The sequence below is a fragment of the Bradyrhizobium sp. WU425 genome (assembly GCF_021052305.1).
GTDB classification, from domain to species: Bacteria; Pseudomonadota; Alphaproteobacteria; order Rhizobiales; family Xanthobacteraceae; genus Bradyrhizobium; species Bradyrhizobium canariense_D.
Genome location: NZ_CP088089.1, coordinates 2,393,180 through 2,404,493 on the forward strand (window position 1 = coordinate 2,393,180; position 11,314 = coordinate 2,404,493).

Consider the following 11,314-nt stretch of genomic DNA (forward strand, 5'->3'; position numbering starts at 1 on the left):
CGCGACACGCGTTGCTTGTCCGTGACCGTTCAATTACAGTTTTATGACACGGTGCAGGCCTTCCGGCTGCGCCGAACGCCGCAGGCCCGGTCAGCCGGCTCGGCATCACCGTGCCGGACCAGCAGTTGCGTGTCGTCGATGGCGTCCGCGCCCAATCCAGGTCCTTCTGCCACGACCGCCGTGCTGGCAAGCGTCGCCGCGCTCGGCATCTGGCGGCTGCTCGCGGTTGCAGCGCCGCATCTCGCGGCGCTCGTCCTGATGTACGAGTCCGAGACGGATTTCGGCGCACGGCTCTCCTTCGTGCTGGCCTGGGGCATCCTCAACTTCTTCTGGATCGCGCTGCTGCGGCGGCCGGCGCTCTCGGGTGCGCTGTCGCTGACTATGGTCGTGGTGCTGGTGCTGCTGTCACGGCTGAAGCACGACGTCGTGCAGATGACGGCCAACTTCATCGACCTGATGATGATCGACCGCGACACGGTGGCGTTCCTGTTCACGATCTTCCCGAATTTGCGCTGGTCGGTGATCGGGGCCGGCCTGGTCACGCTGCCGCTGATGTATGCGCTGTGGTGGCTCGACCCATTCCGCGTCCGTAGGCTACCGGCGCTCGCCTCGATGCTCGCCTGCCTCGCCGCGCTGGTCGGCTATTCGCTCTATCATCCGGACGAGGCTTGGCGCGGCTATTACGACGACGGCTATCTCTCGAAGTTCTTCCGCTCCGGCGTCAGCGCGGTCTCCGACTTCGCGCAATACGGCTTCATGGAGTCGGCCGCTTCGACCAACGAACGGCTCAACATGCCGCTGGTCGATGCCTGCCATCCTGCCGGCCGGCGGCCGAACATCATCATGGTCCATGATGAATCGAGCTTCGACATCCGCGCCGCGCAGGGCATCAAGGTGCCGGCCGGCTACGGCAGCCATTTCAAATCCTGGGACGGCAAGGAGCGCGCGTTCCTGGCCGAGAGCAATGGCGGGCCGAGCTGGTTCACCGAATACAACGTGCTCGCGGGGTTGTCGTCGCGCTCGTTCGGCCGCTTCGCCTATTTCGTGACGCGCATTGCAACAGGCCGTGTCGAGCGCGGCCTGCCGCTGGCGCTGCGCCGCTGCGGCTACGACACGATGTCGCTCTACCCCGCCTATGGCGGCTTCATGGCCGCGCGCAGCTTTCAGGTGACGACCGGCATCGAACGCTTCCTCGACTCCAAGGATCTCGGCGCCAAGGATGTCGAGCCGGATAGCTTCTTCTACGACAAGGCGCTCCGGCTGATGGGTGAGCGGACGCCGAACAAGCCGCTGTTCACCTTCATCTATCTCGGCGCCAATCATTTCCCCTGGGAGACGCGCTTCCGCCCGGATCTGCTGCCGAACTGGCGCGCACCGGGCAATGTGCCGTCCATCGACGAGTACCTGCGGCGGCAGGCGATGAGCGCCGAGCAGTACAACGCTTTCCTCGCGGGCTTGAAGAAGAAATTTCCCGGCGAACCCTTCCTGATCGTGCGCTACGGCGATCATCAGCCGGAATTCGCGCCCGGTATCCTCGAGCCCGGGCTCGACGAGGGCGCTCTCGGCAAGAAGCTCGACGCCTACGACGCACGTCTCTACGCGACTTACTACGCGATCGACGCCGTCAATTTCGAGCCGGTGAAAAGCGAGGCCGTGATGGACACGGTCGACGGCCCGTATCTGCCGCTGGTCATCCAGGAAGCCGCCGGCATCCCGCTCGATCCGTCCTTCGCCGAGCAGAAGGCGATCATGCTCCGCTGCAAGGGCATATTCTACGGATGCAAGGACGGGGCCGAAGCGCGCCGGCTTAACCGGCTGCTGATCGATGCGGGGATGATCAGGGGGCTGTAGCGTCTCTCCAACGTCGTCCTGGCGAAGGCCAGGACGACATCGAACGAATGGCGCGGCTACCGCCCACCCACCTTCTCCCATAGCCATTTCGCCACTGCATCGGGCGACGAATTCGCGTCATTGCCGGCGGCGCGCAAATTAGCTTCGCGCATGGTCGCGATGTCGATCTTGCCGAGCAGCGGCTTCACCGCGGCCCGCAGCCGTTCGTCGCCGGCGCGCTTTGGGGCCAGCAACAGGATCGCATCGTAGGGCGGGATCGCGTGCCTGGGATCGTCGAGCGCAACGAGATCGTATTTTGCGATCAACCCGTCGCTGGTGTAGCCGGCGATGACATCGACCTCGCCGCTGGCGACGGCCGCATACATGAAGTCCGGCTGCATCTGGCGCTGGGCGCGGAACGAGAGGCCATAGGCCTTTTGCAGCGCCGCCCATTCGGGTCGCGAGAAAAACTCATAGTCGCCGGCGATCGACAGGGTCGAAGCATGCGCGGCGAGATCGGCGATGGTGCGGATGCCAAGCGCCTCGGCGCGCTTCTTCGGGATCACCAGCGCATAGGCGTTCTCGAAACCGAGCTCGCCGAGCAGGGTGATGTTCTCCTTCGCAAGCGTTGTCTGCAGCTCCGCCAACAGCTCCGCGCGCGGCTTGATGTCCGTGCGGTGAAGCTGATTGGCCCAGAGCGTGCCGGAATAATCGACGTAGAGATCGATATCGCCGGCTTTCAACGCCTCGAAGATCACGCTTGAGCCGAGACCGGAGCGTGCGACGGCGGCGAGACCGGCGGCCTGAAGCCGGTCCCGCATCAGCGCCGACAGCACATACTGCTCGGCGAACGTCTTGGCGCCGACGACATAGTTCTGTGACGAGCGCCCCATCGTCGGCACCAATGTTGCGGCGACCAGTGCCGCGATCCCGGCCGCGCCAAGCGCCGCACGCACGCGGCTGCGCCAGCGCAGGCCGCTCTCGACCAGGCCGAGCAGTTGATCGACGGCGAGCGCCAGCAGGGCCGAGGCAAAGCAGCCGAACAGCACGAACACCCAGTTCTGGGTCTGGAGCCCGGCAAAGATGTAATTGCCGAGGCTGGTCTGCCCGATCGGGGTCGACAGCGTCGCGGTGCCGATCACCCACACCGCGGCGGTGCGGATCCCCGCCATCATGACCGGCAGCGCCAGCGGCAGTTCGACCATCACCAGCGACTGCCGCGCGGTCATTCCGACGCCTTTGGCAGCCTCTATCAGCGCGGGATCGATGCCGTTGAGGCCGGTGATGCCATTGCGCAGCACCGGCAGCATCGAATAGAGCGCCAGCGCCAGCATCGCCGGCAGGAAGCCGAAAGCGGAGAAGGAGACGCCGAACCAGGCCAGCGCCACGGAGGCCGCGAGCAGCAGGAGCGGATAGAACAGCGCGAGCAGCGCCAGCCCGGGCACCGTCTGCACGATGCTGGCGAGCGCGAGCAGCACAGCGCGCGGCGTGGGACGGTTGCGCGTCAGAATCGCCAGCGGCAGGCTGACGATCAGGCCGAGCGCAAGCGCGGCGAGACTCACCCGCACGTGGTTGCCGAGATAGTCGGGCAAATGCGCCAGCGCTTCGCCCCAACGCGGATCCGTGAAAAGGCTCATGCCGCCCCGCCCTTTAGCAGCAGCGCGTTCAATCGCTCGACCTGGCGTCGCGGCGTCCGCAGCAGCTCCAGCACGTAGGCGTCGCTGCTTTTCGAGAGCTCCACTGGCGTGCCCTGCGCCAGCAGCTTCCCGCTGCGCATCACCGCGATGCGGTCGGCGAGCAGGATCGCTTCCGTCATGTCGTGGGTGATCATCACGGTGGTCAGGCCGAGCTTGCGGTGCAGCTCGCGAAAATCGTCGCCGAGCGCATCGCGGGTAAGGGGATCGAGCGCGCCGAATGGCTCATCCATCAGCACGATGCGGGGCCTTGCCGCAAGCGCCCGCGCCACGCCGACACGCTGGCGCTGGCCGCCCGAGAGCGCATCCGGCAACCGCCCGCGATGGGCGGCCCGGTCGAGCTGCACGAGCTCGAGCAACTCATCGACCCGTGTTGCGATATCCGCTGCCGAGACGCCGAGCAGCTTCGGCGTGATCCCGATATTGTCGGCGACGCTCAGATGCGGGAACAGTCCGCCGCTCTGGAAAACGTAGCCGATGCGGCGCCGCAGCGCGACCGGATCGACGGATTGCACGTCGTCGCCCTCGACCGTGATCGTGCCCCCATCCGCCTCGATCAGGCGGTTGGCGAGCCGCAGCAGCGTCGTCTTGCCCGAACCCGAGCCGCCGACGACGGCTACAAATTCGCCTTCGGCGATGTCGAGTGACACATCGTCCACGGCCTTGAGCGCGCCGAAGCTCTTGGTGACGTGGGCATAGCCAATCATCGGCCTGGACGGCATCGGGCGGGGCTCACTGCGCTGACCCGCCCCAGGGAAGGGAGGGGGAAGGGAGGGGATGACAAGGCCCATGCGTAGCACGCTTGGCGGCTTGATTGAACTTGGTCGCGCGAGCGGCTAAGGCATCGGGCCAAGTTCGGAGGAAGCATATGATAACGCCTACGGCAGTGGCGCTGGAAGATGCCAAGGTCGCGTTCCAGTTGGGGGACGGGCGGGTCTATACGGCGGTGGAGAAGGCGCATCTGACGGTGGCGCAGGGCGAGTTCGTCGCCATCGTCGGCCCGACCGGCTGCGGGAAATCAACACTGCTCAACGTCGCGGCCGGGCTGCTGAAGCCGGCTGCGGGGAGCGTCAGGATATTCGACCAGCCACTTGCCGGGCTGAACCGGGACGCCGGCTACCTGTTCCAGGCCGATGCGCTGTTCCCCTGGAAGACCGCGCTCGACAACGTCGCGATCGGGCTCGAAGTCAGCGGCACGCCGCGCAGCGAGGCACTGCCGCGGGCGCAGAAATGGCTGACCTCGGTCGGCTTGGGTGCCTTCGCCAACCGCTATCCGCACATGCTCTCGGGCGGCCAGCGCAAGCGCGTGGCGCTGGCGCAGGTGCTGATCCGCGATCCAAAGATCCTGCTGATGGATGAGCCGTTCGGACCGCTGGATGCACAGACCCGGCAGGTGATGGGCAACCTGTTGCTCGACCTCTGGAACGCTGACCGCAAGGCCGTGCTGTTCGTCACCCATGATCTGGAAGAGGCGATCGCGCTCGCCGACCGCGTCGTGATCATGTCGGCGGGGCCGTCCTCCCGCGTCATCGGCGACTGGCGCGTGAGCCTGCCGCGCCCGCGCGACATTTTCGAAGTGCGGCTGGACAAGGAATTCCATGCGCTTCATCGCGAGATCTGGAGCGTGCTCAAGGACGAGGTCATGAAGGGCTATGCGCAGTCCACGCAAGCGGCGGAGGCGGTCTGATGTCGCGCGTCACGCTGCTTACGCTGCAAGTGCTGGTCGCGGTGGTCTGCCTCGCGCTGTGGCAATTGCTGTCGACCGTGCCCGTGTTCGGCAAGATCCTGCTGCCGCCGTTCTTCTTCTCCAATCCGGTCGATGTCTTCGCCCAGATCGTCAAATGGTTCTCGTCCGGTGTGATCTGGAAGCATCTCGGCATCACGCTGACGGAATCGATCCTGGCCTTCGTGATCGGATCGGCCGGCGGTGTGCTGATCGGCTTCTGGTTCGCGCGCCAGCCGCTGGTCGCCGCGGTGTTCGATCCCTACGTCAAGATGGTCAACGCTCTGCCGCGTGTGGTGCTGGCGCCGATCTTCGCGCTGTGGCTTGGGCTGGGCATCTGGTCCAAGGTCGCGCTCGGCGTGACGCTGGTGTTCTTCATCGTGTTCTTCAACGTCTATCAGGGCGTCAAGGAGGTCAGCCGCACCGTGCTGGACAACGGCCGCATGCTCGGCATGAGCGAGCGGCAGCTGATGCAGCACGTCTATTGGCCTTCGGCGCTGTCGTGGATGTTCTCCTCGCTGCACACGTCGGTCGGTTTTGCCGTGGTCGGTGCCGTCGTCGGCGAGTATCTGGGATCGGCGGCGGGGCTCGGCTACCTCATTCAGCAGGCCGAGGGCATATTCGACGTCGCCGGCGTCTTCGCCGGCATGTTCGTGCTGTCGGCCTTCGTCATCCTGATCGATTTTGGCGTGACATTGGTGGAGCGGAGACTGCTGGTCTGGCGCCCGACCGTGGACGGGCGTGGCTAAGCCGCGAGGGGCCCGCGCACCGCGCGAGCCCCGGATCGCGAAAGCTCAATCCAGCAGCTTGGTGTCATCGGGGGCCTGCGGCGGCGTCTTGATCGCGATCGCCTTGACCTGTCCGCTGATCGGCTTGGTGCCGCCATGCGGCGTCCCCTTCGGGATGATGACGAGGTCGCCCGGCTTCACCGTGACCTCCTTGTCGCCGAACCAGATCGTGCTGGTGCCCTCTAAGATGTACTGGATCTCGTTGGTGTTGGGATGCATGTGCTTGGGCACATTGCCGACCTGGATCGAGATGGTGGCGCCATCGGCGCTTGCGAACGTCTTGGAGCGGTAGCCGACGGCGTTGGCGTTCCCCAGCGCGTCGCCCTCCATCTCGCCGGTGTGGATGATCTGCGGAGTGATGTTCTCCGCGGCCAGCGCCGGCCGCAGCAGGTGGGTTGCGCCGCATCCGGCGGCAAAAGCGGTGGCGATCGACAGTCCGATTGCAAGGCGATTCATGGATGATCCTCCCCATCAAGAATTGTTCTTGTGGGCTTCATGCTATTGCGCCGAAAGGCCGATGGCCAGCGCCTTCGGTCCTGCTTCTCAAGCCAGCCCGGCTGCTTTATGGTGCCGCCAGCCGAACGGAGGAAACCAATGAAGAACACGATAGCCAGGCTCGCGGGCGCGCTGCTCGCGCTGACGCTCACCACCGGTCTTGCCGCGGCGCAAAGCAAGGTCACCATTGCGATCGGCGGCGGCTCTTGCCTGTGCTATTTGCCGACAGTGCTGGCAAAACAGCTCGGCGAATACGACAAGGCCGGCCTCAATGTCGAGCTCGTGGACCTCAAGGGCGGCTCGGACGCGCTCAAGGCCGTGCTCGGCGGCAGCGCCGACGTGGTCTCCGGCTATTTCGACCATTGCGTCAACCTCGCGGCCAAGAAGCAGGAGCTTCAGGCGTTCGTGGTCTATGACCGCTATCCCGGCCTCGTGCTGGTGGTTTCGCCGTCGCACACCAACGAGATCAAGTCGATCAAGGACCTCGCCGGCAAGAAGGTCGGCGTCAGCGCGCCCGGCTCCTCCACCGACTTCTTCCTCAAATATATGCTGAAGAAGAATGGCGTCGATCCCGCCAGCACCGCCGTGATCGGCGTTGGCCTCGGCGCCACTGCGGTCGCCGCCATGGAGCAGGGCCAGATCGATGCGGCCGTGATGCTCGATCCCTCCGTGACCGTGCTCCAGGGCAGCCACAAGGATCTGCGCATCCTCTCGGACACCCGCACGCAAAAGGATACACTTGAGACGTTCGGGGGCGAATATCCCGGCGGCGCGCTGTACTCGACCGCGGCCTGGGTTGCCGGCCACGAGAAGGAGACGCAGGCGCTGACCAACGCGATCCTGGGCACGCTCGCCTGGATCCACTCGCACTCGCCCGAGGAGATCATGGCGAAGATGCCAGAGGAGACGGTCGGCAAGAACAAGGACCTCTATCTCGCGGCACTGAAGAACACGATCCCAATGTTCTCCGAGACCGGCAAGATGGACCCGAAGGGCGCCGACGCCGTGCTCGCGGTATTCAGCGTTGGATCGCCCGAGGTCGCCAACGCCAAGATCGACGTCAGCAAGACCTTCACCAACAAGTATGTCGAGCAGGCCAAGAAGACCACGGGAAGCGTCAAATAACTGACGCGAAGGCGTGGTCATCAGGCGTCATGACGTCACCAATCATTCATCGCGTCACGACGCTTGAACTTGCCGTGCGGCCGATCGTCTGGGCGTTCGCGGAGGAGCGGCGCGCCGAGATCGCCACGCATTTCGCCGAGAAGCAGCGCGAGCGGCCAAAGATCTGGAACGGTCGCGTCCTGCTCGGGCGTGATGCAACGTTCGCCGACGGGCATCTTTCTGCGACCTATTTCGAGACCGATTTCGCGAGCTTCCTCGCCTGGCGCGATTGGGGTTTTCCCGACAAGGCCGTGTTCAACGGTTTTGGCATGGGCGCGTTGCGCGCCTCCGACGGCGCCTTCGTCATGGGTGAGATGGCGCAGCACACCGCCAATGCGGGCCGGATTTATTTCCCGTCCGGTACGCCCGATCTCGAAGACGTCAGGGGCCACACGCTGGACATTCCCGGCAGCGTGATCCGCGAACTCGAGGAAGAGACCGGCCTGACCGCCGCCGACTATCGGGTCGAGCCGGACTGGCACTGCGTCGTCACCGGCCCGACGATTGCGATGTTGCAAATCGTCAACCTGGACATGCCGGGTGATGTGGCGCGTGCGCGGATCGAAGCCAATCTGGCGGACGAGGCCGAGCCAGAGCTCTCGGCCATTCATCTCGTGCGCGGGGTGAGCGATCTCACGCCGTCCATGCCGCGATTTGTCACGGCCTTCGTCGAGCAGCAGTTCGCGTTGCGCTGATGCGCGAGGCTTGACATCGCTGCGCTCAGCCCATGTGATGGGCGAAAATATAAAACCAAAAAGAATGCAATGCACAATCGTCCAGGGAGGTTTTGATGCGCGTGCGCATGGCTGCCCGTTTGGTACGTGGGCTGTTGGTCGCGGTATCGGCGACAGGCTTGGCGCTGTCCGCCCAGGCCCAGGATCAAGGCAAAGAGAAGAAGATCAAGATCGGCGTCGTTTTCGATCTGACCGGGCCTCTCGCCGGCGGTGGCTCTGAACTCGGCTATATCGGCGCAAAGATCATTCTCGACCATTTCGCCAAGACCGGCGTCGAGGGTTACAAGATCGAAGCGGTCTATGCCGATGCGCAAAGCAAGCCCGACATCGCGATCAACGAATCCGTCCGCCTGCTCGAGCAGGAAAAGGTCGACATGGTGCTCGGCTTCTTCTCCTCGGCGCAATGTGTGCCGGTCGCGGCCCGCGTCGAGCAGCTCAAGAAGTTCATGTGGATGACGACTTGCATCTCGTCGGCCGTGTTCAACGAGAAGGGTTACAAATACGTCTTCCGCCCGCAGGCGAGCGGCGACCAGTTCGGCATGATGACCATGGATTTCATCGCGCAGAATGCCAAGGCGAAGTTCGACAAGGAGCCGAAGGATCTGCGCGTCGCCATCATTCACGAAGACGGCGCCTATGGCGTCGACGTGTCCAGGGGCAACGAAGCCGGCGCGAAGAAGGCGGGATTCAACGTCGTGATGAAGGAAGGCTACTCGGCCACCGCGCCTGACCTCTCCGCGCTGGTGACCAAGTTGAAGCGCGCCAAGCCCGACGTCATTTTCCACACCGGCTACAACCCCGATATCACGCTGTTGCTGCGTCAGGCGCGCGAGCAGGGGCTGAAGTTCGGCGCGCTGATGGGGCACGGCGCGGGTTACGGCGTCTATGAGAAGCTGAAGGAAGGCATGGGGGTGGATGCCACCTACATCTTCAACACCGACCCGATTTCGATCTGGCTTGCCAACCAGAAGACCATGGATCCCAAGCTCCCGCCGGTGATCAAGATGGTCGGCGAGGAGTTCGACAAAATCCGGCCCGGGGTCGCCATCCGCTCGGCGCATGTCGGCATCGGTGCGTCCAACACCTATGTGTTCATGAACGACGTGCTGCCGCGCGCGATCAAGCAGTATGGCGGGGTCGATCCGGATGCGCTGCGCAAGGCTGCGCTCGACACCGATATTCCCGAAGGAGGCACCATGCTCGGATTCGGCGTCAAGTTTTACGGCGAGGGCACGCCGATGGCCGGGCAGAACGAGCGCTCATTCCCGGTCGTGATCCAGTATATCGACGACAAATCCTCCGTGGTGTGGCCCAAGAGTCAGGCGCAGCGCGAGGCCGTGCTGCCGCTGCCGAAGGGCACCACCTACAGCAACCAGTAGCGCCAGGGCGCGCAGAGAGGAGAGCGGGACGGTGCTGGAAGTCAGCGGGCTGGTGAAGCGGTTTGGTGGCTTCACCGCCGTCAACAATGTGTCGTTCAAAGTCGATCAGGGCGAGATCCTCGGCCTGATCGGCCCCAACGGCTCGGGCAAGAGCACGATCTTCAATATGCTCTCGGGTACACTGGCGCCGACGTCCGGTTCGATCCTGTTCGCCGGCTCCGAGATCGCGGGCCTTCCGCCGCACCGGATCATCAACAGCGGCATCGGCCGCACCTTCCAGATCCCGCGACCATTCCGCCGCCTGACGATCTTCGAGAACGTCGCGCTCGCCGGATTCTATGGCCAGGGCCGCCACAGCCGTGCCAGGGCCGAGGAGGCGGCCGAGCGCTCGCTGGCGATGGTCGGCTTGCCGACCGATCGCGATGCCAGCGTCGACGGCCTCGGCGCAGCCGGCCTGAAAAAGCTCGAACTGGCGAAAGCGCTCGCCACCGCGCCAAAACTTCTGCTGGCCGATGAGAGCCTCGGCGGCCTCGACGAGGCCGAGATGGGGCAGGCGGCTAACATGCTCCGCAACATCCGCGACGAGCTCGGCATTACCATCATCTGGGTCGAGCACATCATGGGCGTGCTGATGCGCGTCGTCGATCGCGTCATGGTGCTCGATCACGGCGAGAAGATCTCGGAAGGTTTGCCGAGTGCCGTTGCCGGCGATCCCCGTGTCATCGAGGTCTATCTCGGCACTGATGCCGAGACCACGCAGGCTGCGGCCGCCGCAGCGCGCCGCCGCGCGGGGGTGCAGTGATGTTGGAGCTCCGCGGCGTCAATGCCGGCTATGGTACCTTCCAGGCACTGTTCGACGTCAATCTCGACGTGAGGGCGGGTGAGGCCGTCGGCGTCATCGGGCCGAACGGCGCGGGCAAGACCACATTGATGCGCGTCATCTCCGGGCTGATCCGCCCCTCGCGCGGCTCGATCAGAATGGAAGCCGTCGACGTCGTGGCCACGCCGCCGCACAAGATCGTCAGCCTCGGGATCGCGCATGTGCCGGAGAACCGGCGGCTGTTTCCGCAGCTCTCGGTCGACGACAATCTCAAGATCGGTGCCTTCATGCAGGAGGCGCGCGGCCACTATGCCGAGCGGCTGGACGTGGTGTTCGAGCTGTTTCCGCGCCTGAAGGAGCGCCGCCACCAGATGGCGGGCACCATGTCCGGCGGCGAGCAGCAGATGTGCGCGATCGGCCGCGCGCTGATGTCGAATCCAAAGCTGCTGCTGCTCGACGAGCCGTCGGCGGGGCTCGCGCCGGTCGTGGTGCAGCAGGTGTTCGAGCTGGTGAAGCGGATCCGCGCCAGCGGGCTGACCGTGCTGATCGTCGAGCAGAATGTGCAGCAGGTGCTGAAAGTGGTCGATCGCGCCTATCTGATCGAGGCGGGTACGATCAGGTCCTCAGGCACCTCGGCCGAGATGCTGGCGAGCGACACGGTCAAGGAAGCGTATCTCGGGGTGTGAG

At 64.7% G+C, this 11,314-nt stretch carries 11 protein-coding genes; 8 read left to right on the plus strand and 3 right to left on the minus strand.

Annotated elements, in window-relative coordinates:
* Positions 1-138: 138 nt before the first annotated feature.
* On the plus strand, positions 139-1,851 hold the full coding sequence (locus BcanWU425_RS11435; protein WP_204512032.1) for a sulfatase-like hydrolase/transferase: 1,713 nt from the start codon (positions 139-141) through the stop codon (positions 1,849-1,851).
* 56 nt (positions 1,852-1,907) lie between these two features.
* Here BcanWU425_RS11435 and BcanWU425_RS11440 read toward each other — a convergent pair whose 3' ends face one another.
* Complete coding sequence (locus BcanWU425_RS11440; protein ID WP_018454348.1) at positions 1,908-3,467, minus strand: glycine betaine ABC transporter substrate-binding protein; 1,560 nt, start codon at positions 3,465-3,467, stop codon at positions 1,908-1,910.
* The gene (locus BcanWU425_RS11445) at positions 3,464-4,246 is read right to left on the minus strand and encodes an ATP-binding cassette domain-containing protein (protein WP_018454349.1); all 783 of its coding nucleotides are present in this window, start codon (positions 4,244-4,246) and stop codon (positions 3,464-3,466) included. Before BcanWU425_RS11445 ends, BcanWU425_RS11440 begins: the two co-directional genes overlap by 4 nt.
* Before the next feature lie 146 nt (positions 4,247-4,392).
* On the opposite strand from BcanWU425_RS11445, the gene BcanWU425_RS11450 reads away from it, so the two are divergent.
* Together BcanWU425_RS11450 and BcanWU425_RS11455 are read left to right on the plus strand one after the other, a co-directional pair.
* Positions 4,393-5,211 (plus strand): ABC transporter ATP-binding protein, encoded by an 819-nt coding sequence (locus BcanWU425_RS11450; RefSeq protein ID WP_204512031.1) that lies wholly within the window; start codon positions 4,393-4,395, stop codon positions 5,209-5,211.
* Complete coding sequence (locus BcanWU425_RS11455; protein ID WP_018454351.1) at positions 5,211-5,996, plus strand: ABC transporter permease; 786 nt, start codon at positions 5,211-5,213, stop codon at positions 5,994-5,996. Before BcanWU425_RS11450 ends, BcanWU425_RS11455 begins: the two co-directional genes overlap by 1 nt.
* A gap of 45 nt (positions 5,997-6,041) precedes the next feature.
* On the opposite strand, the gene BcanWU425_RS11460 is transcribed toward BcanWU425_RS11455, so the two are convergent.
* Positions 6,042-6,491 carry a cupin domain-containing protein gene (locus BcanWU425_RS11460; protein ID WP_204512030.1) on the minus strand — a complete coding sequence of 150 codons (450 nt, stop codon included), beginning with the start codon at positions 6,489-6,491 and terminating at the stop codon, positions 6,042-6,044.
* 138 nt (positions 6,492-6,629) lie between these two features.
* Between BcanWU425_RS11460 and BcanWU425_RS11465 the strand changes: the two genes are divergently transcribed.
* From BcanWU425_RS11465 to BcanWU425_RS11485, 5 genes are all read left to right on the plus strand, one after another.
* Entirely contained in the window at positions 6,630-7,655 is a 1,026-nt protein-coding gene (locus tag BcanWU425_RS11465) for an ABC transporter substrate-binding protein (protein ID WP_204512029.1), read from the plus strand.
* A gap of 29 nt (positions 7,656-7,684) precedes the next feature.
* Positions 7,685-8,389, plus strand: a complete 705-nt coding sequence (locus BcanWU425_RS11470; RefSeq protein WP_018454354.1) for a hypothetical protein — start codon at positions 7,685-7,687, stop codon at positions 8,387-8,389.
* Between the two features lie 95 nt (positions 8,390-8,484).
* The gene (locus tag BcanWU425_RS11475) at positions 8,485-9,807 is read left to right on the plus strand and encodes an ABC transporter substrate-binding protein (protein ID WP_204512028.1); all 1,323 of its coding nucleotides are present in this window, start codon (positions 8,485-8,487) and stop codon (positions 9,805-9,807) included.
* A 31-nt stretch (positions 9,808-9,838) separates the two neighbouring features.
* A complete protein-coding gene (locus BcanWU425_RS11480) occupies positions 9,839-10,609 on the plus strand; it encodes an ABC transporter ATP-binding protein (RefSeq protein WP_204512027.1) in 771 nt (256 codons plus the stop codon).
* Entirely contained in the window at positions 10,609-11,313 is a 705-nt protein-coding gene (locus tag BcanWU425_RS11485) for an ABC transporter ATP-binding protein (RefSeq protein ID WP_204512026.1), read from the plus strand. The genes BcanWU425_RS11480 and BcanWU425_RS11485 overlap by 1 nt, the downstream gene beginning before the upstream one ends.
* Position 11,314 lies beyond the last annotated feature (1 nt).